The 25,007-nt window shown below is 72.2% G+C and carries 25 protein-coding genes; 11 read left to right on the plus strand and 14 right to left on the minus strand.

Translation table 11 applies throughout. The features are described from left to right. Positions 1 to 63: 63 nt before the first annotated feature. Positions 64 to 936: an alpha/beta hydrolase fold domain-containing protein gene (locus ACZ7L4_RS02520; protein WP_472099029.1), complete on the minus strand. Its 873-nt coding sequence runs from the start codon at positions 934 to 936 to the stop codon at positions 64 to 66. Further along, entirely contained in the window at positions 933 to 1,490 is a 558-nt protein-coding gene (locus ACZ7L4_RS02525) for a quercetin 2,3-dioxygenase (RefSeq protein ID WP_472099030.1), read from the minus strand. The genes ACZ7L4_RS02520 and ACZ7L4_RS02525 overlap by 4 nt, the downstream gene beginning before the upstream one ends. Before the next feature lie 114 nt (positions 1,491 to 1,604). On the opposite strand from ACZ7L4_RS02525, the gene ACZ7L4_RS02530 reads away from it, so the two are divergent. Then, positions 1,605 to 2,078 carry a MarR family winged helix-turn-helix transcriptional regulator gene (locus ACZ7L4_RS02530; RefSeq protein ID WP_472099032.1) on the plus strand — a complete coding sequence of 158 codons (474 nt, stop codon included), beginning with the start codon at positions 1,605 to 1,607 and terminating at the stop codon, positions 2,076 to 2,078. Here ACZ7L4_RS02530 and ACZ7L4_RS02535 read toward each other — a convergent pair. After that, the gene (locus ACZ7L4_RS02535; RefSeq protein ID WP_472099034.1) at positions 2,056 to 3,339 is read right to left on the minus strand and encodes a phytase; all 1,284 of its coding nucleotides are present in this window, start codon (positions 3,337 to 3,339) and stop codon (positions 2,056 to 2,058) included. The genes ACZ7L4_RS02530 and ACZ7L4_RS02535 overlap by 23 nt on opposite strands. Positions 3,340 to 3,561: 222 nt before the next feature. Between ACZ7L4_RS02535 and ACZ7L4_RS02540 the strand changes: the two genes are divergently transcribed. The 6 genes from ACZ7L4_RS02540 (at position 3,562) to ACZ7L4_RS02565 (ending at position 9,112) form a co-directional block, all read left to right on the plus strand. Next, positions 3,562 to 4,215 (plus strand): GntR family transcriptional regulator, encoded by a 654-nt coding sequence (locus ACZ7L4_RS02540; RefSeq protein WP_472099036.1) that lies wholly within the window; start codon positions 3,562 to 3,564, stop codon positions 4,213 to 4,215. A 46-nt stretch (positions 4,216 to 4,261) separates the two neighbouring features. Beyond that, the gene (locus ACZ7L4_RS02545; RefSeq protein WP_472099038.1) at positions 4,262 to 5,011 is read left to right on the plus strand and encodes a PIG-L deacetylase family protein; all 750 of its coding nucleotides are present in this window, start codon (positions 4,262 to 4,264) and stop codon (positions 5,009 to 5,011) included. After that, complete coding sequence (locus ACZ7L4_RS02550) at positions 5,011 to 5,706, plus strand: 4-carboxy-4-hydroxy-2-oxoadipate aldolase/oxaloacetate decarboxylase (RefSeq protein WP_472099040.1); 696 nt, start codon at positions 5,011 to 5,013, stop codon at positions 5,704 to 5,706. Before ACZ7L4_RS02545 ends, ACZ7L4_RS02550 begins: the two co-directional genes overlap by 1 nt. Continuing rightward, positions 5,703 to 6,752: a PrpF domain-containing protein gene (locus tag ACZ7L4_RS02555; RefSeq protein WP_472099042.1), complete on the plus strand. Its 1,050-nt coding sequence runs from the start codon at positions 5,703 to 5,705 to the stop codon at positions 6,750 to 6,752. Before ACZ7L4_RS02550 ends, ACZ7L4_RS02555 begins: the two co-directional genes overlap by 4 nt. Then, on the plus strand, positions 6,749 to 7,702 hold the full coding sequence (locus ACZ7L4_RS02560; protein WP_472099044.1) for a catechol 2,3-dioxygenase: 954 nt from the start codon (positions 6,749 to 6,751) through the stop codon (positions 7,700 to 7,702). Before ACZ7L4_RS02555 ends, ACZ7L4_RS02560 begins: the two co-directional genes overlap by 4 nt. A 63-nt stretch (positions 7,703 to 7,765) precedes the next feature. Beyond that, entirely contained in the window at positions 7,766 to 9,112 is a 1,347-nt protein-coding gene (locus ACZ7L4_RS02565; protein WP_472099046.1) for an MFS transporter, read from the plus strand. 69 nt (positions 9,113 to 9,181) lie between these two features. On the opposite strand, the gene ACZ7L4_RS02570 is transcribed toward ACZ7L4_RS02565, so the two are convergent. Continuing rightward, positions 9,182 to 10,714 (minus strand): subtype B tannase, encoded by a 1,533-nt coding sequence (locus ACZ7L4_RS02570; protein ID WP_472099048.1) that lies wholly within the window; start codon positions 10,712 to 10,714, stop codon positions 9,182 to 9,184. Positions 10,715 to 10,855: 141 nt separating this feature from the next. Then, on the minus strand, positions 10,856 to 11,446 hold the full coding sequence (locus ACZ7L4_RS02575) for a TetR/AcrR family transcriptional regulator (protein WP_472099050.1): 591 nt from the start codon (positions 11,444 to 11,446) through the stop codon (positions 10,856 to 10,858). A 79-nt stretch (positions 11,447 to 11,525) separates the two neighbouring features. On the opposite strand from ACZ7L4_RS02575, the gene ACZ7L4_RS02580 reads away from it, so the two are divergent. After that, on the plus strand, positions 11,526 to 12,350 hold the full coding sequence (locus ACZ7L4_RS02580) for a class I SAM-dependent methyltransferase (RefSeq protein WP_472099052.1): 825 nt from the start codon (positions 11,526 to 11,528) through the stop codon (positions 12,348 to 12,350). A gap of 6 nt (positions 12,351 to 12,356) precedes the next feature. Here the strand turns inward: ACZ7L4_RS02580 and ACZ7L4_RS02585 are convergent, their stop codons facing one another. Beyond that, positions 12,357 to 13,130, minus strand: a complete 774-nt coding sequence (locus ACZ7L4_RS02585) for a glucose 1-dehydrogenase (protein WP_472099054.1) — start codon at positions 13,128 to 13,130, stop codon at positions 12,357 to 12,359. Positions 13,131 to 13,292: 162 nt separating this feature from the next. On the opposite strand from ACZ7L4_RS02585, the gene ACZ7L4_RS02590 reads away from it, so the two are divergent. Then, positions 13,293 to 14,216 carry a helix-turn-helix transcriptional regulator gene (locus ACZ7L4_RS02590; RefSeq protein ID WP_472099056.1) on the plus strand — a complete coding sequence of 308 codons (924 nt, stop codon included), beginning with the start codon at positions 13,293 to 13,295 and terminating at the stop codon, positions 14,214 to 14,216. Between the two features lie 508 nt (positions 14,217 to 14,724). On the opposite strand, the gene ACZ7L4_RS02595 is transcribed toward ACZ7L4_RS02590, so the two are convergent. The 3 genes from ACZ7L4_RS02595 to ACZ7L4_RS02605 form a co-directional block, all read right to left on the minus strand. Beyond that, positions 14,725 to 16,422, minus strand: a complete 1,698-nt coding sequence (locus ACZ7L4_RS02595; RefSeq protein WP_472099058.1) for a tetratricopeptide repeat protein — start codon at positions 16,420 to 16,422, stop codon at positions 14,725 to 14,727. Between the two features lie 106 nt (positions 16,423 to 16,528). Then, positions 16,529 to 16,762, minus strand: coding sequence for a hypothetical protein (locus ACZ7L4_RS02600; protein WP_422429087.1), 234 nt, complete (start codon positions 16,760 to 16,762; stop codon positions 16,529 to 16,531). Between the two features lie 95 nt (positions 16,763 to 16,857). Continuing rightward, the gene (locus ACZ7L4_RS02605) at positions 16,858 to 17,367 is read right to left on the minus strand and encodes a nitroreductase family deazaflavin-dependent oxidoreductase (RefSeq protein ID WP_472099060.1); all 510 of its coding nucleotides are present in this window, start codon (positions 17,365 to 17,367) and stop codon (positions 16,858 to 16,860) included. A gap of 132 nt (positions 17,368 to 17,499) precedes the next feature. Between ACZ7L4_RS02605 and ACZ7L4_RS02610 the strand changes: the two genes are divergently transcribed. Further along, positions 17,500 to 18,039 (plus strand): MarR family winged helix-turn-helix transcriptional regulator, encoded by a 540-nt coding sequence (locus ACZ7L4_RS02610; RefSeq protein ID WP_472099062.1) that lies wholly within the window; start codon positions 17,500 to 17,502, stop codon positions 18,037 to 18,039. 3 nt (positions 18,040 to 18,042) lie between these two features. Here ACZ7L4_RS02610 and ACZ7L4_RS02615 read toward each other — a convergent pair whose 3' ends face one another. Beyond that, the gene (locus ACZ7L4_RS02615) at positions 18,043 to 19,758 is read right to left on the minus strand and encodes a chloride channel protein (protein ID WP_472100360.1); all 1,716 of its coding nucleotides are present in this window, start codon (positions 19,756 to 19,758) and stop codon (positions 18,043 to 18,045) included. A 248-nt stretch (positions 19,759 to 20,006) separates the two neighbouring features. Between ACZ7L4_RS02615 and ACZ7L4_RS02620 the strand changes: the two genes are divergently transcribed. Further along, positions 20,007 to 21,005: an NAD-dependent epimerase/dehydratase family protein gene (locus tag ACZ7L4_RS02620; protein ID WP_472099064.1), complete on the plus strand. Its 999-nt coding sequence runs from the start codon at positions 20,007 to 20,009 to the stop codon at positions 21,003 to 21,005. A gap of 7 nt (positions 21,006 to 21,012) precedes the next feature. Here the strand turns inward: ACZ7L4_RS02620 and ACZ7L4_RS02625 are convergent, their stop codons facing one another. From ACZ7L4_RS02625 to ACZ7L4_RS02640, 4 genes are all read right to left on the minus strand, one after another. Beyond that, positions 21,013 to 21,399: an ankyrin repeat domain-containing protein gene (locus tag ACZ7L4_RS02625; protein WP_450813429.1), complete on the minus strand. Its 387-nt coding sequence runs from the start codon at positions 21,397 to 21,399 to the stop codon at positions 21,013 to 21,015. Between the two features lie 79 nt (positions 21,400 to 21,478). Next, on the minus strand, positions 21,479 to 22,942 hold the full coding sequence (locus tag ACZ7L4_RS02630) for a catalase (RefSeq protein ID WP_472099066.1): 1,464 nt from the start codon (positions 22,940 to 22,942) through the stop codon (positions 21,479 to 21,481). Positions 22,943 to 23,034: 92 nt separating this feature from the next. After that, complete coding sequence (locus ACZ7L4_RS02635; RefSeq protein ID WP_472099068.1) at positions 23,035 to 24,147, minus strand: sensor histidine kinase; 1,113 nt, start codon at positions 24,145 to 24,147, stop codon at positions 23,035 to 23,037. A 2-nt stretch (positions 24,148 to 24,149) separates the two neighbouring features. Further along, a complete protein-coding gene (locus ACZ7L4_RS02640) occupies positions 24,150 to 24,902 on the minus strand; it encodes a response regulator transcription factor (protein WP_472099070.1) in 753 nt (250 codons plus the stop codon). Positions 24,903 to 25,007: the final 105 nt, after the last annotated feature.

Consider the following 25,007-nt stretch of genomic DNA (forward strand, 5'->3'; position numbering starts at 1 on the left):
ACCAATCTGCCAGGTGGGCGGAGCCGCGCAAAGGGGTGGTCGGCTCTGCCTCCGAAGTGGGCTTCAGGTCCGCCTCCGTACGAAGTCCAGGGACGTGGTGAAGATCCGCATCACCTCGTCCTCGGTCGCGCCGTGCCAGCCGTGGTCGGCGCCCGGTATCGTCCGCAGCTCGACCGGCACCCCGGCCGCCCGCAGCGCGTCCGTCAGATCCCCGCCGTGCGAGCAGGCCACCATCGAGTCCGCCTCGCCGTGCACGACCAGGAAGGGCGGGGCGCCCGCGTGCACCCGCTTCAACGGGCTCGCCGCCGCCGCGCGTTCGGGCACCGCGGTCGGCGCGCCGCCCAGCAGCAGCGCCTCCGGCGTCGTGGCGTCCGCCGGGTCGAACGGCGGCCGGGGCGAGGTCAGGTCCGACGGGCCGTACCAGATCACCGCCCCCGCGAGCCGCGGCTCGTCGTGCGTGAGCGCGAGCAGCGAGGCCAGGTGACCGCCCGCCGACTCGCCCCACACGACGGTGCGTTCGGGATCGATCCCCAGCTCGTCCGCCCGCAGACCCAGCCAGCGCAGCGCCGACCACAGATCCTCCAGCGGCGCGGGGAATATCGCCTCGCCGCTGAGCCGGTAGTCCACGCAGGCCACCGCGAGGCCCGCCGCCGCGAGCCGCTCGAACGGGCCGGGAGCCCACCCCCACGTCCGCACACCCATGTCGTCGCGCCGGCCGCGCCGCCACGCTCCACCGTGCACGAACAGCACCAGCGGGGCGGGGGCCGCCGACGCGGGCAGCCACAGGTCGAGTTCCAGCGGGCGGGCGCCCTCCACGTCCGCGTACGGGACGCCGCGCAGCGCCCGCACGCCGCCCGCGTAGGCCGTCGCCCGCGGCAGTGGCGCGACGTCCGGGTGCGGCGCGGCGATCAACTGCCGCAGCTCGCCCGGCGTCACGAGGTGCGCCACTGGTGGTCGGGCAGGAAGCGCACGTCGTACTCCTGCGGCACCGTGCCGAACTTGCTCGGCTCGGGGACGAACGGCTGGGCCGGCAGGCCCATGCCCTCCACCGGCGTGCCCAGCGTCTCGAAGAACCGCTCGAACGTGCCGCCGGGGCCCGCGGCGACACCGACGACCTGCGAGTGGTGGCGCTCCATGCGGTAGGCGTGCGCGCAGTTCTTCGGCACGAAACCGAAGTCGCCCGGCGTGAGCAGCCGCTCCAGCTGCTCGCCCTCGGGATCCTCGGCGAAGAGCCGGACCGCGCCCTGCGTCACGTAGAACACCTCGTGGGTGTCCGCGTGCACGTGCGCCGGGATGATGTCGCCCTTCGGGCCCTCCACCGTGAAGAAGTTGAAGGTGTTGTCGGTCTGCTCGCCGCCCGCGTAGACGGTGACGAGGTCGCCGAAGAGGTGCGCCCGGTCGCCCTCGCCCTTCTCGATCACGTACGGCTTCGACGGGTCGGCCGGTATGCGGGAGGCACTGCGGTAGCGCGTCGCGAATTCCATGGTCATGGTGTCGTCCTCGGTTGTGTCAGGGTGCCTGACGGTTGATGTCAGGTAGCCTGACACGGTGTGCGGTCGGGAGGCAAGAGGCCGTGACGAGACCCACCCGGAAGGACGGACGCAGTGACGAGCGAGCCCCGACGTGATCTGCCGCAACTGCTCGGCGAGGCCCGCCGCTGGTTCGAGGACGGACTGCTCGCGACCCTCGATGCGGAGGGCATCGCGCCGATAACGCCCACGCAGGTGCAGCTGTTCGCGATGCTCGACGCGGACGGCACCACCGTCGCGGAGCTGGCCCGCCGCATGGGCGTGACCCGGCAGACCGTCCATCAGGCCGTGCGGACGCTGATCGAGGACGGGCTCCTGCAGCAGGTGCCCGATCCGGCGTCGGCCCGGCAGCGCCTGGTGCGCCGCACCGCGCAGGGGCGCCGCGCCCACGAGCGGGCGCGGCGCGCGCTGGACGGTCTGGAGGCGCGGCTTGCGGAGCGGATCGGCGAGGAGGCACTCGGTGCGCTGCGCGCGGCGCTCGAGGCGCCGTGGGGCGGGCCGGTCGACGAGCGGCCCGCCGCGGCCGTCAGTCGTCGACCGCGTCCGTGACCGCGCCGAGGTCCACGAACTTGAAGTTGGTGGACGGGCGGTCCGGGTCGCCGGGCGCGTCGTGGCCGTCCTGCACGACCAGAAGGCCGTCCGGGTAGCGCCGGCCCAGCGGCTCGTTCAGCGCGGCGGCGCCGTCGCACTCCTCGGAGCCGTCGAGTCCGGCCGAGGCGGGCGTGACGCGGAAGCCGCCCTCGTACGCGTTGGCGTCGGACACCTCGCGGTCGTACGCGGCGAAGGTGTCGTCGCCTTGGCTGGAGGCGAGCAACAGGCCGTCGCCGTCGTCCTCCGTGGCCAGGGTCAGGCCCTCGACGTCCGCGGTGAGGTGCTTGCCGCCGAAGCCCGGGTCGGCGCCCGCGACGCACTCCTCGCTCGCCTCGTCGTAGGTGCCGGGGACCCCGTACTCCTTCACCTTGTCGATCAGCTTCGGAGTGCCGCCGAGGTCCGCGCGCAGCCGCCAGATGCCGACGTCCTCCTGGCCGGCATAGAGCGTGCCGGTCGCCGGGTCCACCACCATGCCCTCGACCTGGGGCAGTTCGCCGGGCTCGCCGCACGGCGACCAGGAGGCGCCGTTCGGGAGGCGGAAGGCGGACGGCAGGTCGAGGGTGCGGACCTTGGTGTAGCCGACCGTGCCGTCGGCGTTCGCCTTGAGTTCCAGGAGCGCGAGGCGGGTGCGCTCGCGCTGACTCACCAGGGCGTACGAGCGGCCGCTCGCCGGGTCCGTCCAGGTGGCCAGCCCGTATGCCGTGCGCTGCTCGTTGATCTCGTCCTGCGAGGCGGAGAAGACCGGGGCCGCCTTCGGGTCCGTGACGTCGGTGAGCGGGCCGCCGGAGCGGTCGCGGTCGATGCGGTACAGGCGCAGCCGGTCGTTGCCGCGGTCCGAGGTGACGGCCAGGTCGCCGAGGCCCGCGCTGTGCACCAGGTCGACGTTGTTGAAGCGGCCGGGCGCGTCGTCGGCGCCGGGGCTCGCGGGGGCCGGGAGCGACTGCACCTCGCGCGCGTCGAGGTCGTACACGCGCAGGCCGCCCTGCTTGGCCGTGGCGACGACGAGGCTGCGGTCGGGGTCCGCGGGGTTGCGCCAGATCGCCGGGTCGTCGGCGTCCGCGTCGCCGCCCGCGGCGTCGTCGTGCAGGGCGGCGGTCTCGGCGCGCGGCGGGACGGCGGGCAGCGCCCGGGAGGCGGCCTGCGCCGGACCCGTCGCGGTCACGGCGAGTGCGGCGACCGCGATGGCGAGGACCGGCAGGGACGTCCGTGAAGTGGCCACGTGAAAGCTCCTTCATGTCGCGTACATGGCATTCACATCCTGTGATCTTGGCGTGAGGGGCAAGGGGGTGGCGTCCGAAGCGGGCGCGTACGCGCGGTGAACGTGCGGTGCGGGGCCGCTCGCCCAGGGCAGCGCATGACTTGCTGTGAGTTGCGAACAAAATCGTTGACAATTTCGTTCGCCTAGATTTAGCGTCGACACGCACTCACTCAGGGAGGGCACATGCCGGAGGAAGCCCGTCCGGGCTCCGGAGAGCAGGCCAAGCAGTACGCGCTCGATCAACTGCGGAAGGCGATCCTGCGCGGCGAGATGTCACCGGCCCAGCGGCTGGTGGAGAACGAACTCGCCGAGCAGTACGACGTGACGCGGGCGAGCATCCGCGCGGCGCTGCTCGAACTGGCCGCCGAAGGCCTGGTCGAGCGGATCCGCAACCGCGGTTCGCGGGTCCGGGTCGTCACGGTCGAGGAGGCCGTGGAGATCACCGAGTGCCGCATGGCGCTCGAAGGGCTGTGCGCGGCCAAGGCGGCTCAGGAGGCCACCGACGCGCAGCTCGACGAGCTCACCGGTCTCGGGGACGCCATGTCCAAGGCGGTCGAGAACGGTGACCCGCTCACCTACTCCGACCTGAACCACGAGCTGCACGCCCGCATCCGGGACATCTCCGGCCAGCACACGGCCGTAGGGCTCCTGGAGCGGCTCAACGCCCAACTGGTGCGCCACCGCTTCCAGTTGGCGCTGCGGCCCGGGCGTTCGCAGCAGTCCCTGGGTGAACACCTGGCCATGATCGAGGCGATCAGGGCCAGGGACCCGCAGGCGGCCGAGACGGCCGTCCGCGCCCACCTCCGCAGTGTGATCGACGTGTTGAGCGCCGACTGACGCCGCATCGGGGGCGGGTGCACACCTGTCACCAAGGAGATGCAGCATGACCAACGGCCACGCCACCGCCACGCCACGATCGACCCTGGTGGTCACCGCGCACGCCGGGGACTTCGTGTGGCGGGCGGGCGGCGCCATCGCGCTCGCCGCCGCCCGAGGCGAGAAGGTGACCATCGCGTGCCTGACGTTCGGGGAGCGCGGCGAGTCCGCCAAGGCCTGGCGGGAGGGCAAGAAGCTCGACGAGATCAAGGCGTTGCGCCGCGACGAGGCGGAGCGTGCCGCCGCCACCCTCGGCGCCGAGGTCCGCTTCTTCGACGCCGGTGACTACCCGCTGGTGGAGACCGCCGATCTGACCGACCAGCTGGTCGCCGTCTATCGGGACACCCAGCCCGACGTCGTGCTCACCCACCCCGTCGAGGACCCGTACAACGGTGACCACCCGGCCGCCAACCGCATGGCGCTGCAGGCCCGCGTCCTCGCGCAGGCCATCGGCTACCCCGGCGAGGGCGAGATCATCGGCGCGCCGCCCGTCTTCTACTTCGAGCCGCACCAGCCCGAGATGAGCGGTTTCAGGCCCGAGGTCCTCCTCGACATCACCGAGGTGTGGGACACCAAGCGCAAGGCCATGGAGTGCCTCGGTGCCCAGCAGCACCTGTGGGAGTACTACACCGACCTCGCGGTACGTCGAGGTGTGCAGCTCAAGCGCAACGCCGGGCCCAACCTCGGGCTCGCGCACAAGAGCATGGCCGAGGCGTACATGCGCCCGTACCCGCAGATCGCGAAGGAGCTCGCCTGATGCCCGGCGTCATCGTCACCGACCCGCCCAAGGCCGACCCCAAGGACGTCGAGGCGCTCGCCGGGTACGGCGTCGCCACCATCCACGAGGCGATGGGCCGCACCGGTCTCCTCGGCCACCACCTGCGCCCCAACCAGCGGGACACGCGTATCGCGGGCACCGCGGTCACCGTGGTGTCCTGGCCCGGCGACAACCTCATGATCCACGCGGCCGTGGAGCAGTGCGGCGAGGGAGACATCCTCGTCGTCACGACCACATCCCCGTCCACGGACGGCATGTTCGGGGAGCTGTTCGCGACCGCGCTGCAGCACCGCGGGGTGCGCGGCATCGTCACCAACGCCGGCATCCGTGACACCGCCGAGCTGCGCGAGATGGGCTTCCACGCCTGGTCGGCGGCCGTGTCGGCGCAGGGCACGGTCAAGGCGACCGGCGGCAGTGTCAACGTCCCGGTCGTCATCGGCGGCGAGACCGTGCGCCCCGGTGATGTCATCGTGGCCGACGACGACGGTGTGGTGGTCGTGCCGCGCGAGCGCACCGCCGAGGCCGCCGAGATGTCGCGGGCCCGTGAGGAGAAGGAGGCCGCCACGCGCGCGGCCTTCCTGGAGGGTCAACTGGGCCTGGACCGCTATGGGTTGCGCGACACGCTCAAGCGGCTCGGCGTCGAGTACCGCACGTACGAGGAGCACACCTCGTGACCGGCAGTGAGGGCCTGCGCTGCATGCTGATGCGAGGCGGCACCTCCAAGGGGGCGTACTTCCTCGCAGACGACCTGCCCGCGGACCCTGCCGCCCGCGACGACCTGCTGCTGCGCGTGATGGGCAGCCCCGACCCGCGCCAGATCGACGGCGTCGGCGGCGGCCACCCCCTCGCGAGCAAGGTCGGGATCGTCAGTGCCTCGCAGGATCCGGCCGCCGATGTCGACTACCTGTTCCTCCAGGTCGGCGTCGACGAGGCCGTGGTGTCGGACCGGCAGAACTGCGGCAACATCCTCGCCGGCATCGGCCCGTTCGCGGTCGAGCGCGGACTGGTGCCCGCGGGGGACGGCGAGACCTCGGTCCGCATCCGCATGGTCAACTCGGGCGACCGAGCGACGGTCAGCTTTCCCACCCGCCGGGCGCCCGGGGCGCCGGTGGTCGTGGTCGTCGAATTCCCGCCCGGTGAAGGCGCGTTGCTGCCGACGGGCCACCCCCGAGACACCGTCGCGGGCGTCGAGGCGACCTGCGTCGACAACGGCATGCCGACCGTGCTGATCCCCGCCGAGTCCCTGAAGGTCACCGGCTACGAGGACCCGGAGGAGCTGGAGGCGGACACCGGGCTCGCAGCGCGCCTTCACGAAATCCGGCTGGCAGCGGGGGAGTTGATGGGCCTCGGTGACGTCACCGGCGCCACCGTGCCCAAGCTCACCCTGCTCGCCCCGCCACGCGACGGCGGAGCCGTCACCACCCGCACGTTCATCCCCGTGCGCTGCCACACGACCATCGGTGTGCTCGGCGCGGCGAGTGTCGCCGCGGGCCTGCGGATCGAAGGAAGCGTGGCGGACGGCATCGCCCAACTCCCCAGCGACGGCGACCGGTTGCGCATCGAGCACCCCACCGGCTTCACGGACATCGAAAGCAGCCTCACCCGCGGCCCGGACGGACAGCCGGTCGCCGAGCGCACCGCCGTCGTCCGCACGGCCCGCACCCTCTTCGACGGCACGGTCTTCCCGCGCCCCGCATCCACCTCAGGAGGTCCCCGATGACTCCGCCGCTCGGCGACATCGCGCACATCGGCCACGCCCAGCTGTTCACCCCGGACCTGGACGCCAGCGTCGGCTTCTTCACCGACTTCCTGGGCCTGACCGTGTGCGGCCAGGACGGCGATCACGTCTACCTGCGCACCTTCGACGACTACGAGCACCACAGCCTCGTCCTCACCGCCCGCGAGCAGCCGGGCCTCGGCCGGATCGCGCTGCGCACCTCCAGCGAGGAGGCGTTGCAGCGCCGCGTCAAGGCGGTCGAGGAGTCCGGCGGCACCGGCCACTGGGTCGAGGACGAGCCCGGCCTCGGCAAGCTCTACGTGACCACGGACCCGGACGGCCACGAGCACGCCCTGTACTGGGAGAGCGAGCACTACCGGGCCCCCGAGGAGCTGCGGCCCGCGCTGAAGAACCAGCCGCAGGCCAAGCCCAACCGGGGTGTGGGCGTGCGCCGCCTCGACCACATCAACTTCCTGGCCTCCGACGTCCTCGCCAACGCCGAGTTCCAGCAGCAGATCCTGGGCGCCCGGCCCACCGAGCAGATCCGTCTCGACACCGGCCGCGTCGCGGCGCGCTGGCTGACCTTCACCAACAAGTCGTACGACGTCGTCTACACCGAGGACTGGACCGGCGCCAACGGCCGCCTGCACCACATCGCGTTCGCGACCGACAACCGCGAGGACATCCTGCGCGCCGCCGATCTCGCCATCGACAGCGGCGTGTTCATCGAGACGGGCCCGCACAAGCACGCCATCCAGCAGACGTTCTTCCTCTACGTCTACGAGCCCGGCGGCAACCGCATCGAGCTGTGCAACCCGCTCACCCGCCTCGTCCTCGCGCCCGACTGGCCGCTGATCACCTGGACCGAGGAAGAGCGCAAGAAGGGCCAGGCCTGGGGCCTGAAGACCATCGAGTCCTTCCACACCCACGGCACCCCGCCGATCGAGCCCTGACCCCAGGGGTCTCCACCACCATCACCTCCGGCCCGCCGGACTGCCCGCACGAGAGGAACAAAGATGTCCTCGCGTTACCGCTCCCCCCTGCCCGAAAACGCCGCCGCTCCGTCCCCGCGGAGCCGCGCCGTCGTCATCGCCCTGTGCTGGGCGCTGGTGTTCATCGACGGCATCGACACCTTCATCTACGGCTCCGCGCTGCCGCACATGCTCGGTTCGAAGGCGCTCGGCCTGACCGACGCCACCGCGGGTGACATCGGCAGCTACACCACCTTCGGCATGCTGATCGGCACGATCCTGTCCGGCACGGTCAGCAACTGGGTGGGCCGACGCAAGACGGTCTTCACGTCCGTGGTCGTCTTCACGGTCGCCACCGTCGGCTGCGGACTCGCCCAGAGCGCAGGGGTGTTCGGCTTCTTCCGCCTGGTGTGCGGCTTCGGCCTCGGAGCGCTGCTTCCGATCGCCATCTCGTACGGCATGGAGTTCACCACCGGCGCCCGCAAGGCGCTCGCGACCGGTGTCATCATGACCGCACACCAGACCGGCGGCGCCGTCGCCCCGCTGCTCGCGCTGTGGCTGATCGACGACTTCGGCTGGCGCTCGGCGTTCCTGGTCGGCGCGATACCCGCGCTGATCTTCCTGCCGCTGGCCCTGAAGCTGCTGCCGGAGTCGCCGACGAACCTGCTCACACGCGGTCGCACGGCGCGGGCGCAGAGCCTGGCCGGCGAGTACGGCCTCGTACTGCCGGAGCCGAAGGGGCACGCCGCCGACCGGCTGGAGAGCATCAAGGCCCTGTTCCGCGGCCGCCAGTGGCTGACGACGCTGTGCTTCTGGCTGACGTCGTTCGCCGGCCTGCTCCTCGTCTACGGGGTCGGCCAGTGGCTGCCGAAGATCATGGGCGATCTCGGCTACGAGACCGGTGACTCGCTGCTGTTCTCGACGTTCCTCAACGTCGGCGGCATCGTGGGCATGCTGGTCGCGGGCCGCCTGGCCGACCTCGTCGGCCCGCGCCGCATCGTCATCATCTGGTTCGCGCTGACCGCGGTCTTCGTCTACCTGATGGGCGTGCACATGTCGGTGGGGCTGCTGTACTGCGTGGTCTTCCTCGCCGGTCTGCTCCTGTTCAGCGGCCAGACGATGGTGTACGCGACGGTGGGCTCCCACCACGTCGAGGAGGACCGGCCGACCGCGCTCAGCTGGGTCTCCGGCATGGGCCGCTTCGGCGCCGTCTTCGGCCCGTGGATGGGCGGCCAGCTCCTCGCGGCGGGCCACGCGGACCTCGGCTTCTCGATGTTCGCGGTGGCAGCGGTGTTCGGCGCGGTGATGATGGCGCTGGCCGCGCTCACCATCAAGGCCGGACTGAACCGGGGGAGCGGGGACCCGAAGGGGGCGCCGGCGCTGGCCGGTTGACCTGTGCTCCGCAAGGCACTGTGGCCCGGCTCCTTCGCGGGAGCCGGGCCACAGTGCCCTGCACGTTCGCTACTTCTTCTTGTGGCCCGTCACCTCGGCGATCCAGGCGATGAAGTCCGCGGGATCGGTGTTGGCGCCGTGCCCCTCGTCCCAGTAGTAGAGGTGGTCGACCTTGTCACCGAGCCCGGCCGCGCCGGCCGCGATATTGGCGGAGACGGTCAGCGAGGTGTCGCTGTCCTTCGTGCCGAGCCGGATCCACCAGTGCCTGGAGCGGCCGGGGTTGCGCCGCGCAAGGTGATACATCGGATTCATCAGGTCGAGCTTTTCGGGGATGTCGGAGGCGACGCGCCCACCGCCGGTGCCGCTCGTGTCGTGCCGCGCGCCGAACGCGGTGAAGTGCCGTGCCTCGGTGGTGCTCGCCCCGAACTCGTTGTTCTCGGGGGACGACAGGTCGAACGGATCGAAGGCGGGCGTGTCCTTCTTGCGGGCGCCCACGTGCGCGAGGAAGTCCTCCCACGTGAACGTGGCCCGGCCGCCCTGCCACGTGAGGAACGTGTTGTCGGCGAGGTACGCGGCGCGGTCGCTGTCCGACAGGGCCCGCAAGTATCGGGTGGCGGAGGGCTGCAGATACTGCGTCAGCAGATACTCGTCGTAGTTCCGGGCGGTGAGCAGTCCGCGTCCGTCGCGCCGGGGCAGCCTCAACGCGGCTTGGTACTCGGCGAATTGCGCGCGCAGCTGCTTCGACGTCGCCTGGTCGACCTGCTCCCCGCCGCTCAGCTTGTTGGAGCCCCAGTTCCACTCGTACGCGCCGTCGGCGTGCTCGAGGTCGGCGATCGGGCACCAGGCGCCGGTCGCGAAGATCGCGTCGGAGGCGTCGGCGGCGCCGAGTTCGGCCAGGTACGCGGCGTAGAGGCGGCTGTCTCCGGAGGCGCCGAGCAGCGCGGACAGGGCGCCGCCTGCGCTGGTGCCGGAGGACACGATGTGGTCGGTGTCTCCGGGGATGCGGCCCTTGTTGGCGCGGACGTAGCGCACGGCGGCCTTGAGGTCGACGATCGCGGCGGGCGCGGTGCCGTAGTACGTGCCGTCGTCGTCCTTGAGGGTGCGGCCGCGGGCGCCGGGTTCGACGACGACGTAGCCGGCGGCGAGGGCGAGCAGCTGATTCGAGTTGAGCGCGCCGCCGCCCGGCATGCCGCCACCGCCCCCGCCTATGCCGTCCGCGTCCGCCACCGAGGACGGCATGTAACCGCCGACGGAGTTGGCGAACAGGATGGGCGCGTCGGAGGCGTCGACCGCCTTCCCGTCGATCGCGACCGGCTCGCTGACGTTCAGGCTCTGATACTTCTCGTCGACGGGCTTGGCGACATAGGTGATGGCCTTCCAGAAGCGGTACGTCACCTCCTTGTCGCCGTCGTCGGTGCTGACGGTCGTGGTCAGCTCGGTGTACGCGCCCTTGTCGAACGTGAGGGTGCCGGAGGGCTTGTCGGGCGTGGTGGTCCCGGTCGACGCCTGCGCGGACAGGGCGAGCCCGCCGGTGGCCGCGGCGCCCGCGGTGGCCCCGATTCCGATCACGACGTTTCTGCGCTTGATGGTCCGGTGCTTCAACTCATCGCTCCCGTGTGGCTCCTGGGGCGAGCGAGCCTCACCCCGGGGCCTACGCCACCAACTGTCAACGCAAGTGTCAACAATCTGGGTGACATTCTAAGGAGGTGCTCAGGTAGTCGGGCATCGGGGAGTCGGGGCCTGTCAGCGGGGGAGCGCCCCGGCGACGGCCGACGTGACCACCCGGCGGACGTCCGCGTCGCTCGGCGGGCCGTCCTCCCGGTTCGCGTACAGCAGGTGTCCCGAGCCGATCAGGGTGAGGCCCAGGGAGTCGATGTCGGTGTCGGGTGCCAATCGGCCCGCCCGGCACTCCGCTTCGAGGTACGAGCGGAGCATCGCGGTGGCGTCCGACAGGACCGTGACACCCGGGCGGCCCGCCGCCCGCAGTCGGGCGCGCAGGCCGTCGCGGAAGGTGAGGAGGCCGACCATGGCGACGACGACCGGAGTGAACAGGTCCGTCAGCGCGTCCGTGAGGAGGTCGACGACGGTGCGGGTGCCGGCGGATGCCACGAGCGCGGCGGCCCGTTCCTCCATGCGGCCCGCGCGGTCGATGACGAGGTCGGCCAGGAACGCGTCGAAGTCGGCGAAGTGGCGGTGCAGCACGCCCTTGGCGCAGCCGGCCTCCGCGGTGACCGCCCGGCTGGTGAGCGCGGCGGCGCCGTCCCGCATGAGGACGCGCTCGGCCGCGTCGAAGAGCTGCTCGCGCGCATCGCGTATGGCCACACCGGTCGGCACCTGCGCGTCTCCTTCGTTCGGCGGGGATTCGGTTCGGCTCAGGGTAGAAGAGTGGGCGTGTGCCCATTATGGTGGGCGCATGCCCACTCGTGAGTCGAAGCAGCCCGAGACCACCCCGAACGAGCCGCACAAGGCCCGCGCCATGGCCGAGTCCTTCGGCACCGACCCCGACCGCTACGACCGCACCCGGCCGCGCTACCCCGACGCCCTGGTGTCCCGGATCGCCGCCGCCGCGCCCGGCCCGGACGTCCTCGACGTCGGCTGCGGCACCGGCATCGTGTCCCGCCAGTTCCGGGCGGCGGGCAGCACCGTCCTCGGCGTCGACGTCGACGCGCGCATGGCGGAGTACGCCCGCGGCCACGGACTCGACGTGGAAGTCGGCAGGTTCGAGACCTGGGACGCGGCGGGCCGCACCTTCGACGCGGTCGTCGCGGGCCAGACCTGGCACTGGGTCGACCCGGTCGCGGGTGCCGCGAAGGCGGCCGGGGTACTGCGGCCCGGCGGGCGCCTCGCGCTCTTCTGGAACGTCTTCCGCCCCGGCCCCGCCCTCGCGGACGCCTTCGCCGCCGCCCACCGCGCGGCCCTGCCCGACTCCCCGCGCAACCCCTGGCTCCGCGCGAGCCTGGACGCGTACGGCGCGATCTTCGCCAAGGTCGCCGACGGTCTGCGCGACACCGCCTTGTTCGGCGAACCCGAGGAATGGCGCTTCGAGTGGCAGGCCACGTACACCCGTGACGCGTGGCTGGAGCAGATGCGCACCAGCGGGGAGGCGGGCACGTACCGGCCCGAGCAACTGGAGGACCTGCTCGCGCGCACGGGCGCCGCGATCGACGCCATGGGCGGCGAGTTCACGCTGCCGTACACGGCGGTGGTGGTCACCGCCGAGCGTGCCGGCGCCGCGTGACGGCGCTCAGTGCGTGGTGAAGCCGCCGTCCACGGGCAGCGCGACCCCGACGACGAAGGAAGCGGCCGGGCTGCACAGCCACAGGACGGCGGCCGCGACCTCCTCGGCGGCGCCCAGGCGGCCGATGGGCTGCTGCTTCATGATCTCGGCCATGGCCTCGGCCTGACCTTCGAGCATGTCGGCGACCATCGGCGTCTCGATGACGCCGGGGCACACGGCGTTGATGCGGACGCCCTTGGGGGCGTACTCGACCGCGGCGCTCTTGGTCAGGCCGATCACGCCGTGCTTGGAGGCGTGGTACGCCGCGCGTTCGGGCAGGCCGACCAGGCCACCGAGGGAGGAGCAGTTGACGATCGCGCCGGAGCCCTGGGCGCGCATCTGCCGCAGCTCGTGCTTCTGGGACGTCCAGATGCCGCGCAGATTCACGGCGTTGACGCGGTCGAAATCCGCGGCCGTCTCGTCGGCGGCGTCGGCGGGCGGCGCCTGGATGCCGGCGTTGTTGAAGGCCATGTCCAGGCGCCCGAAGGTCTCCACGGTGCGCGCGACCATGGCGGCGGCCTGTCCCTCGTCCGCCACGTCGACGCCGAGGCCGAGGGCGCGGTGGCCGGCGTCGGTCAGCTCATCGGCCGCACGCTCGGCGGCCTTCTGGTCGAGGTCGGCGAGGACGACCGCCGTGCCGGCCTCGGCGAAGGCGCGGGCGGTGGCCAGCCCCATGCCGGAGGCGGCGCCGGTCACGAGCGCGACCTGGCCGGAGAAGTCGTAGGTGGGGTTGGGGTTCATCAGTGAAGGGTCCCGTTCGTGTTCGTGTTCGCGTTCGGTGTTCCGATGTCCGGATGTCGTCGCGATCCAGGAAACCGGCATTTCAGGTGGGGGGCGAGGCACTGATGAGGGGTGTACTGGCAGTACATCGCTCCGGCCGGGATCCCGACGTACCGTCGAGTCGTGGACAACCGCGACGAAGCCCGTGAGTTCCTGACCTCGCGGCGAGCCAAGATCACACCCGAGGAGGTCGGGTTCCCGGCCGGCAGCCGGCGCCGGGTGCCGGGGCTGCGCCGGGCCGAGGTGGCGGCGCTGGCGGATGTCAGCGTCGAGTACTACGCGAAGCTGGAGCGCGGCAATCTGGCCGGGGTCTCCCCGGGGGTGCTGGAAGCCGTCGCCCGCGCCTTGCGGCTCGACGACGTGGAGCGGGCCCACCTGGGAAACCTCGTCCGGGCGCAGGAGGGCTCCGACGCCCTCACGCAGCCGCGGCCGCGCCCCAGCGGCGCGCAGCGAAAGCTGCCGGAGAGCCTGCTGTGGACCCTGGAGGCCGTCACCGCGGCGCCGGCCTTCGTCGTCAACAGCCGCCTGGACCTCCTGGCCACCAACCGGCTCGGCCGCGCCTTCTGGGTCGACCTGTACAACAGCCACGTCCAGCCGCCGAACATCGCCCGCTACCAGTTCCTCGATCCCGCGTCCCACCGCTTCTACCCCGACTGGGACGTGATCGCCGACCGGGTGGTGGACGTGCTGCGCAACGAGGCGGGGCGCAATCCGCACGACAAGGGGTTGCACGATCTGGTCGGCGAGCTGTCCACCCGCAGCGACGCCTTCCGCACCCGGTGGGGCATGCACAACGTCACCCGCCACGGCACCGGGAGCAAGCGATTCCACCACCCGGTCGTCGGGGACCTGTCGCTCTCGTGGCTCGGCTCGACCGTCGACGCCGACCCCGGCCTCACCCTGCTCTTCTACACCGCCGAACCCGGCTCACCCTCCGAGGAGAGCCTGCGCCTGCTGGCCTCCTGGGGCGCCTCGCAGGACGACGGGTCCGCCGCGCCCCGGACAACAGCCGCGGGCGGCACGGCGCAGGCTGGTGGCGACAACTAGGGCCTGTCGTTTGGATCAGGCCGGGCTCGCGGGGTCTGGCACGCACGCTCGCGGCGTTGTCGTCGGTCGACGACGCTCCGCGTCGCCTCCCTCCTCCGCCTTGCGATCGCACGCACCAGACCCCGCTCCCTGATCCGGCCTGATCCAAACGACAGGCCCTAGCCGCGTCGGACCCCGATTGTCAGTGGCGGGTGCTTCCCTGGAGTCGTAGCGGAAGGGGAAGCGGCGGTCATGACAGAAGAAGTTCGGCGTCGGCAGCCCGGTCGGGACCTGTGTGTGCGCAGGCACCCGGACACACAGGTGGAGTGCGTGCTGCCCGACACCCACTATCCGCGCCCGCACCACGCTCTGGACGGGACGACGTGGCACGACGGGCTGTGCGACGAGTGCCACGGCAGTGGGCGGTGCGAGGGGGAGGTGTGCGGCGGCTGTCGGGGTGGCGGGTTCCGTTTGCTGGAGGACCAGGAGTGAGGTCCGGGAGTGAGGGCCAGGAGTGATGGGCGAGCGGTCAGGGGGTGGGCGGGTGGTCTGAACAGCAGTCGTCCGAGCCGTCGGCCGTCTCCAGGCGGCAGTAGCACGACGAGTGGATCGGGACGTCCGCCACCGCGAGCGCCGTCGTCAGCTGCGGGGCGATGATCCGGGCCTCCGCGGTGCGGCCGAGGCGGAGCAGGCACTCGTGATGGCCGTGCAGCGCCCACACGTTGTTGGGGTGGCGCAGCGAGCGGGGGAGGGTGTCGTCCAGGCCCAGGTCGGCGGCGTAGACGTCGGCGGCCTCCGCGACCCTGCCCTGTTCGAGGAGCAGCGCCCCGTACGCGTGCCGGGTCGGCTGCATCCAGCCCCACGGCTCGTCGTAGGGGAGGGCGTCGTCGAGGGCGATGGCGCGGCGCAGGTCGGCGAAGGCCTGCTCGAAGTCGCCCGTGCGGTAGGCGAGTTCGCCGTCGAGCATGGCGGCGGCGATGGCGAGGAGGTCGAGGCAGGTGTTGTTGTAGACGGTGCGGGACTCCGGCACCCGCTGCACGGCCGCCGTGAAGCGCGCGCGTTCGGCCGCCGCCTCCCGGGTGCGGCCGGTCGCGGCGAGGGCGAGGCCCCGGCCGTAGTGGGTCATCGCCGTCGTCACGCAGTACAGCTCCGGGTCGCCGGGCAGCGGCAGGTCGATCAGGTCCTGCCAGCGGCCGAAGCGGACCAGGGCGTGCACCCGCATGCCGAGGAAGCCCTCCAGCCAGTCCGCCATGGGCGGCGAGTCGACGCGCAGCAGTTCCTCGGGGACGGCTGCTTCCAGGCGGTCCACGGAGTCGAAGGCCACCTCCGCCTGGCCGGCGAACATCGCGGCGTAGAGCCGGAAGTGGAAGTTGTGGCAGCGGTAGAGCGTGTAGAAGTTCATCGCGCCGTCGCGGGCCAGCGCCTTCTCGTCCGCCTCGATGGCGCGGGTGTTGGCGGCGATGGTGCGCCGGTAGTCGCCGCACAGCACGTCGATGTGCGAGGGCATGTGGTGCAGATGGCCCGCGTCGGGGACCAGGCCCCGGAGCCGGTCGGCGACCGGCAGCGCCTGCTCCGGCATCGGTGACATCTCCATGAGGTGGATGTAGAGGTGCAGCAGGCCGGGGTGGTCGCGGCCCTCCGGTCGCGCGAGTGCGCGTTCGAGTGCTTCGCGCGCCTCGACCGTGCGGGCGCCCTCGGCGGGGCGGCCGGTGGGCAGGTCCCACAGCTGCCAGGGCGTGAGGTTCATCAGGGCGTCGGCGTACAGTGCCGCGATGTCGGGGTCGGACCCGTGGTTCGCGTAGACCTTGCCCATGGCCTGCGCGTACTCCTCGTTCCACACCGACTGGTCGGGCGCGGGGCCGGCCGACGGGTAGCGGGACGTGAGGGCGTCGATCAGCGACTGCTCGGCCGGTGTGGCGCGGGCGGCGGCGAGCGCGGCCCGCTGCACGGCGTGGTGCGTGCGCTCGACGGTCGACGTCAGGTCGTGCGCGTCGAACGCCTCCCAGGGCTTGTTGTAGTTGGGCCCCAGGGCGTAGGCGAGGCCCCAGTGGGCCATGGCGCACTGCTCGTCCGCCGCGACGGCCCGTTCAAAGCAGACTGCGGCCTCCTCGTGGTGGAAGCCGTAGACCCACAACAGGCCGCGGTCGAACCAGAGTTGGGCCTCGGGGGAGGAGGTCGTGATCTCGCGGTGGAAGGATCCCAGGTCGTAATAGCCGTCGTCGTTCACGGGCGCCGCCTTCGACGAGTGTGCCGGGTCCGTCCCGGTGCGGGTCGGATCCGACACATTGTCCCGCCGCGGTCGGCGTCGCACCAAGGGCGGCGCCGCGGACGGTTCAGCCCTGCAGCCGGGACCGCAGGAGCTGCTTGCCCATCTCGGCGCCCTTGCGGCTGTCGGCCTGCGCCTTGCGGAACAGCTCGGCGAGTTCCTTGTCCTGGGTGCGCTCCGCGTCGTGGATGTACGTCTCCAGGCGCAGCGCGTTGCTGAGGCAGGACTCGACGAACCAGACGAGGTTGTAGTCCTTGTCCAGCGTGCCGGTGACGTCACCGGTCTCGACGGATGTCGTCATTGTGCTTGTCCTCCGTGTCGTCGTCTCGTCTCGGTGGACTTCGGTCGCGGCGCCCGGGTACCCGGCCGCCGCAGACGTACGCACGCGGAACAGTTCTAGGGTCGGCGCTGCGCGTCGTGCGCCCGCTCCAGGCGTACGAACGGGATCTGCCGACCGGCCTCCCGGAACGACTCCTCGCTGCCGTCGGTCTCGAAGCCCATGAAGGTGCACAGTTTGCGGGCGGTGCGCGGGTGTTCGGGGGCGTAGCGGGCCATGACGAGCGCGCCCTCGTCCGGGTCGAGGAAGTGCGCGTCGACCACGTACCGGTGGGCGCCGTGCTGGATCAGGGTGCGCGGGGTGCGCCGCAGGTTCCGGTACCAGGCGGACTGGGGGCCGAAGCCGGAGGCGAGGGTCCAGGTGCCGCGCTCGGCGTCGTGCGCGACGACCTCCAGGACCACCCGCCGGTGCTGCCCGGACACGCGGCCCTTGTGGTGCAGCAGCAGGAGCCGCTTGCCGAGCAGGGGGCCGAGGCCCGCGCGGTAGAGGCCGATGGGGAGGCGGGCCAGGCGGCGCTGGAGCCCGGTGGGCAGGGCCGGTCGTCCTTCGGGGGTGCGGGGCAGGGGCATGGCCGGCGCCTTTCGGTGGGCTTCGTCGGGTCGGGCCTGTGCGGGTTCCGAGGCAGAGGTCCACGATGGCACGGGTGTCCGCGTGGAAGCGGGAGGTGCGTGCGAACATGGCCTCTTCGTAGAGGAGGGTGCATGGCTGAGAGCGGGGACGGGTCCCGGGCCGAGGGCAGGGACGACGTGGACGCGGTGACCCGCGCGGTGCTCACCGCGTCGCGGCTGCTCGTCGCCGTGTCGGCCCGGTCCCTCGCGGAGGTCGAGGACCGGGTGACGCTCGCCCAGTTCCGGATGCTGGTGGTGCTCTCGACGCGCGGCGCCACGAAACTCGTCACGCTCGCCGAGCAGTTGCACGTGGCTCCGTCGACCGCGATGCGGATGGTGGACCGGCTGATCGCGGCGGGCCTCGCGGACCGCCGCGCGAACCCCGCCAACCGCCGCGAGACGCTCCTGCAGCTCACCGACGAGGGGCGCCGCACCGTCGAGAACGTGACCGCGCGGCGCCGCCAGGACATCGCCGGGATCGTGGAGCGCCTCGACCCGGAGCAGCGTGCGTCGCTGATCGGTGCGCTCGACGCGTTCAACGAGGCCGGCGGCGAGCCCTCGGCGCCCGGCACCCCGGATCCGACCCTGCACCCGCTGGGCTGGGCCGACCTGCCGACGGGCGCCACCGGCTGACCCTTACGCGGGCTGTGCGTGCACGGCCCTGGCCTGCGCGGGCACCGGCTGGTGCAGTGCCCGCAGCGCCCCTTGGTGGCTGAGCCAGCCCACCGGCTCGTCCCCGTCCGCGCGCATCACCGGAAGGCCCGTGCCGGGCGCCGCGAGAAGCGTGTGCAGCGCCGCCGCGAGCGGCTGGTCCGTGGTGACGCGCGGCGTGCGCAGGGCGAGTTCGCCCACGGTGGCCGGCGCCCCGTCCTGCTGCTCCGCCAGCACTTCGGCCACCGCCTGCGCCGTGACGACGCCGAGATGGGCGCCGGAGGCGTCGTGCACCGGCAGAGCGCCGTGGCCCGAGCGGCTCAACAAGTCGGCCGCGTCCGCCAGTTGGAGCGTCGCGGGCAGGGGAGCGGGCAGTGGTTCAAGGACGGCGCCGACGCGCTGCTCGCCGATCGGTGCGCCCGGCGCGGGACCGTCCAGGTCGATGCCGCGGCGGCGCAGCTTGAGCGTGTAGATCGTGTCGCGGGTGAGCAGGCGGCTGACGGCGGTGGCGAGGACGATCGCCAGCATCAGCGGCAGGATGATCGAGTACTCGCCGGTCAGCTCGAAGAGGATCACCACGGCGGTGATCGGCGCGCGGGACGAGCCCGCGAAGACGGCGCCCATGCCCACCAGCGCGTACGCGCCGACGGCCCCCGCCGTGCCGGGCAGCAGTGCGTGGGCGCCCGCGCCGAACGCGGCGCCCAGCATCGCCCCGATGAACAGGCTCGGCGCGAACACCCCGCCCGAGCCGCCGATCCCGATGGTCAGACTCGTGGCGATCATCTTGCCGACGAGCAGGAGCAGCAGGAAGCCGACGGCGTACCCGCCCTCCGTGGCCTTCTCCAGGACCGGGTAGCCGACCCCGTACATCTCGGGGAGCGCGAGCAGGACCAGGCCGAGCGCCAGTCCGCCGACCGCGGGGCGCAGCCATTCGGGGCCGCGCCACAGCCAGTCGCAGGCGTCCTCGATCGCGTACAGGACCCGCGAGAAGCCGACGCCGACCGCGCCCGCGATCACGCCGAGCACCGCGAACAGGGCGTACTGGCCCAGGTGTTGGACGGGGAAGTCGGGCAGGCTCAGGAAGGCCACGTCGCCGAACGCGGCCCGGCCGATCACGCTCGCGGTCACACTCGCGAGGACCGTCGCGCCGAACGCCTCGACGGTGAACGCCCGCAGGATCAGCTCCATGGCGAAGAACACCCCCGCCAGCGGGGCGTTGAACGTCGCCGCGATGCCGCCCGCCGCACCGCACGCCACCAGTAGCTTCAGCCGCTCCTCGGTCAGCCCGGTGACACGGACGAGCGTGGAGCCGAGCGCCGAGCCGATCTGCACGATCGGCCCCTCGCGGCCCACCGAACCGCCCGAGCCGATGGTCAGCGCGGACGCGAGGGTCTTCACGACGGCGACCTTCGGGCTGATCCGGCCGCCGCGCTTGGCGACCGCGAGCATCACCTCCGGCACACCGTGGCCGCGCGTCTCCTTGGCGAAGCGGTTGACCAGCGGGCCGTACAGCAGGCCGCCGACAATGGGGGTGATCAGGACGAAGAAGGGGCCGAGCCAGGGCACGTGCGGGTTGGCGCTGCCGGGGGCCGCCGCGTAGTCGCCGTGCCCGGACAGCAGCCGTGTGAACGTCTGGATGCACCAGCGGAAGACGATCGAGCCGAGCCCCGCTCCGGCGCCGACGAGCACCGCGAGGACCATCGTCGAACCCCGGCCCCCGAGCGCCGACCGCATGGCCCGCAGGCCGCTTCCTGTGCCGCTCACGCTGTTTCCCGCCTCACGTTTGCATAATGCAAAATACCGACCTTTGCATTATGCAAAACGTGTCAAGGGGGCCCTGGGCCGGGGCGTGCGCAGCGGCGTCCTGCGGGGCCGGCCGTGTCTTACGGAGTCATGACGCATCGGCCCGTTGCCGTGATCCGTGGGGTCGCGGGACCTAGCGTGACGGCATGCGAGTTCTGGTCACCGGCGGTGCCGGGTTCATCGGGTCCCATGTCGTCGAGACGCTGACCGCGCGCGGGCACGAGCCCGTCGTGTTCGACGTACGGGAGGACCCCGGCGCCGATGTGCGCGACCCGGACGTGGTCGCGCGTGCCCTCGTCGGCGTGGACGCCGTGTGTCATCAGGCGGCCAGGGTGGGGCTCGGCAACGGTGTGGCCGACGCGGCCGAGTACGTGTCCCGCAACGACCTCGGCACGGCCGTGCTGCTCGCCGCCATGGCCGAGGCCGGTGTGCCGCGCCTCGTGCTCGCCGGGTCGATGGTCGTCTACGGGGAGGGGCGCTACGCGTGCCCGCACCACGGCGTCGTACGGCCCGGGCCGCGCGCCGCCGCGGACCTGGACGCGGGGCGCTTCGAGCCCCGATGTCCCGACTGCGGCGCCGAGTTGGCGCCAGGCCTCGTCGGCGAGGACGCCCCGACCGACCCGCGCAACGTGTACGCCGCGACCAAGCTCGCGCAGGAACACCTGGCCGCCGCCTGGGCGCGCTCGACGGGCGGCACGGCGGTCTCGCTGCGCTACCACAACGTGTACGGGCCCCGGATGCCCCGCGACACCCCGTACGCCGGGGTCGCCTCCTTCTTCCGCTCCGCGCTCGCCCGCGGCGAGGCACCCCGCGTCTTCGAGGACGGCCGCCAGCGCCGCGACTTCGTGCACGTACGGGACGTCGCCGAGGCCAACGCCGTGGCGCTCGAGGCCGATGCGGAGCCGGGCGCGCTGCGCGCCTACAACACCGGCAGCGGCACCCCGCACACCGTCGGCGAGATGGCGTCCGCACTCGCGGCGGCCCACGGCGGGCCGGACCCCGTCGTGACGGGGGAGTACCGGCTCGGCGACGTCCGGCACATCACCGCGGACTCGGCGCGGCTCCGCGCCGAGCTCGGCTGGAAGCCCGAGGTGGAATTCGACGACGGCGTACGGGAGTTCGCGCGCGCCGCGATGGAACGCTGAGCCCCGGTCAGCCGGGCAGCAGGTGCTCACGCCCGAACATCGCCGCCGCGGCGCGCGCCGTCGGGGTGCCGGCGTCGAGGTCCGCGCCCGCGTCGAGCAGCACCGCGACCACGTCGTCCGCCCCCTTGAACAGGGCGCCTGCGACGGGCGACTGGTCGCGGGCGTTGCGCAGGTCCGGGTCGGCGCCGAGGCGGAGCAGGGCGCGCACCGTGTCGGCGTGGCCGTGGTAGGCGGCCAGCATCAGCAGGCTGTTGTCCTGCGCGTCCGTCACGTCGACCGGCAGCCCGTGCTCCACGAACTCCACGAGGTCCGCCGTGCTGCCTTCCCGCGCCAGGTCCTGGGCGAGCGCGATGACCCGCTCCGTCTGCTCGGGCGTCAGTGCGCCGCTGTTCACGCCAACCACTCCTGAGATACGAACGGACGAAAGGGCACAGAGCCCGGTGCACGGAACGCACCGGGCTCCCCGCGTGGGTTCAGAGCTTGCCCGCGGCCAGTGCCTCGATCGCCTTGCGGACGCCCTCGCCGTAGGCCGGGTCGGCCTGCGTGCAGTTGGCGATGTGCCGCTCGACGGTCGCCTGCGACGCGCCGTTGATCGCGCGCGCCGTGTTCGCGAACAGGGCCTGCTGCTGCTCGGCGTTCATCAGCCGGAACAGATTGCCGGGCTGCTCGAAGTAGTTGTCGTCGTCCTCGCGGAAGTTGAACCGGTCGGCGACGGCGCCCACGGCCTGCGCCGGGTCGCGGTAGGCGGGCTGCTCGCGCCAGCGGCCGTACGAGTTGGGCTCGATGCCGGGCGTGGCCCCCTGGTTGCCGTCGACGCGCATGGCGCCGTCGCGGTGGTAGGAGTTCACCGGGTTCTTCGGCGCGTTGACCGGGATCTGGTGGTGGTTCACGCCGAGCCGGTAGCGCTGCGCGTCACCGTAGGAGAACAGCCGGCCCTGGAGCATCTTGTCGGGGGAGTAGCTGATGCCGGGCACCACGTTGGCCGGGGTGAAGGCGGCCTGCTCCACGTCCGCGAAGTAGTTGTCGGGGTTGCGGTTGAGCTCCCACTCGCCGACCTCGATCAGCGGGTAGTCCTTCTTCGACCACACCTTGGTGAGGTCGAAGGGGTGGAAGCGGTAGTTCTCCGCGTCGGCCTCCGGCATGACCTGGATGAACAGCTTCCACTTCGGGAAGTCGCCGCCCTCGATCGCGTCGAAGAGGTCGCGCTGATGCGACTCGCGGTCCTTGCCGACCAGGGCCTCGGCCTCGGCGTCGGTGAGGTTCTTGATGCCCTGCTGGGTGCGGTGGTGGAACTTCACCCAGAACCGCTCGCCCTGGTCGTTGATCAGGCTGTACGTGTGCGAGCCGAAGCCGTGCATGTGCCGGTACGAGGCGGGGATGCCGCGCTCCGACATCACGATGGTCACCTGGTGCAGGGCCTCGGGGAGGTTGGTCCAGAAGTCCCAGTTGTTCTCGGGGTCGCGCAGGTTCGTGCGCGGGTCGCGCTTCACCGCGTGGTTGAGGTCGGGGAACTTCAGCGGGTCGCGGAAGAAGAACACCGGGGTGTTGTTCCCGACCAGGTCCCAGTTGCCCTCGTCCGTGTAGAACTTCAGGGCGAAACCGCGGATGTCGCGCTCGGCGTCGGCCGCGCCGCGCTCACCGGCGACGGTGGAGAAGCGGGCGAACATCTCGGTCCGCTTGCCGATCTCGGAGAAGATCTTCGCGTTCGTGTACCGCGTGATGTCGTGCGTGACCGTGAAGGTGCCGAACGCGCCGGAGCCCTTGGCGTGCATACGGCGCTCGGGGATGACCTCGCGGTCGAAGTGGGCGAGCTTCTCCAGGAACCACACGTCCTGCAGCAGCATCGGGCCCCGCGGCCCGGCGGTCACCGAGTTCTGGTTGTCGGGAACCGGCGCTCCGGCAACCGTGGTCAGCGGCTTCTGGTTGTTCTCGGGCAAGGCTGGCTCCTTCGTGCGATCGACGGATCGGATCGTGTTCCAGATCCTAACTTGGACGTTGTCTAAGTCAAGTAAGGATCCAAGCCAGGTGCCTACCCCGCCGCGCTCGGCAGCGTGACCTCGAAGCGGCAGCCGCCAGGGATGTTGTGGACCGTGGCCCGGCCCGCGTGCGCCTCGACGATGCCGCGCACGATCGCGAGGCCGAGGCCCGCGCCCGCCGGGGGAGTACGCGCGTGGGTGCCCCGCCACCCGGTGTCGAAGACGCGCGGCAGGTCCTCCTCCGGGATGCCGCCACAGGCGTCCGAGACCGACACCACGACACCCTCCGGCGAGCGGTGCGCGGCGACGGCGACCGTGCCGTCCGCGGGAGTGCGCCGGATCGCGTTGACGAGGAGGTTGCCCAGGACCCGGCTCATCTCCTTGCCGTCCACCTCCACCGGCACCGGCTCCACCTGCTCGCCGACGAGCCGCACCCCGTGCTCGCGCGCGAGTGGGTCCGCCCCCGCCAGCGCGTCGCTGACCAGGTCGTACAGCGACATGCGGGCCGGGGCGAGCGGCAGCGCGCCCGCGTGGATGCGGGACAGCTCGAAGAGGTCGCCCACCATGTCGTTGAGCCGCTCGACGTCCGTGCGCATCTGCCGCAGATAGCGGTCCGGGTCGGCCGCGACGCCGTCCTCCAGCGCCTCCGCCATGGCGCGCAGACCCGCGAGCGGGGTGCGCAGATCGTGCGAGATCCAGGCGACCAGCTCGCGCCGCGAGGTCTCAAGCGCGCGCTCGCGCTCCCGGGAGGCGGCGAGCTTGGCGCTGGTCGCCGCGAGTTCCCGGCTCAGTTCCTCCAGTTCGGCGGTGGCCGGGGCGTCGGGCGCGGCGAAGTCGCCGCCGTCCCCGAACGAGCGCGCGGCGACGGCCAGCTCGCGGCTGCGCGCCACCACCCAGCGGCCGAGGAGGAGCGCGGTCGCCAGTGACACGGCCGCCGCCATCGCGACCACCAGCGTCACCACCGTCAGGTCGTGCGCCGACAGGAACATCGCCCACGCCACGGCGAGCGTCCCCGCCAGCATCGCCACCACGCCGACGCTCGCGACCACGGCGATCGAGGCGGTCAGCGAGCGCCGCCGCAGCAGCCGCAGCGCGCCCGCCCCCGCCAGGCCCGTGGCGGCGGCGCCCGCGAACGCGTACAGGGCGATGAGGAGGATGTCGCGCACGGTCAGGCCTCCTGCTCGGCGGGCTCGGGGGCCGTGGAGGGCTCGAAGCGGTAGCCCACGCCCCACACCGTCTGGATCAGGCGCGGGCGCGCCGGATCGTCCTCGACCTTGCCGCGCAGCCGGCGGATGTGCACGGTGACCGTCGACAGGTCGCCGAACTCCCAGCCCCACACCTCGCGCATCAGGTCCTCGCGGCTGTACGCCCGTCCAGGGTGGCGCAGGAAGAAGACGAGGAGGTCGAACTCCCGCAGGGTCAGGGCGAGTTCGGCGCCGTCCCGCGTGACGCGGCGCGCCGCCGGGTCGACCGCGAGGCCCGCCGCGTAGAGCGGGCGCTGCCGGGCGGCGGCGGGGCGGGCGCGGCGCAGCACCGACTCCACGCGCAGCACCAGCTCGCGCGGGCTGAACGGCTTCGTCACGTAGTCGTCCGCGCCGACCTCCAGGCCGAGGATCCGGTCGTCCTCGTCGCCGCGCGCGGTCAGCATGATGACCGGGACGGGGCCGCGTTCACGCATTCGGCGGCACACCTCCAGGCCATCCATGCCGGGCAGCATCAGATCGAGCACCACCAGGTCAGGGCGGTGCGCGGCGGCGCGCGCGAGGGCCGCGGGGCCGTCGGCGGCGCGGTCCACGCGGTAGCCCGCGCGGTCCAGGTATCCCGCCACCACCTCGGCGACGGTCGGGTCGTCGTCGACGACCAGGACGCGGGCCGCGCCGCCGTCGGGGCCTGCCCCCGTGGGCTCGTATGACTGCTGCATGCCACCAGCCTCGCACCGCGGCGCGCGCACGAGGTGTCCCGGCGGGGGCCGAGCGGTCGACGTCCGTGTTTCGTAAGGATCTCGCACCCGAAATGTCCGAATCAG

The sequence above is a fragment of the Streptomyces sp. NPDC107575 genome (assembly GCF_055657265.1).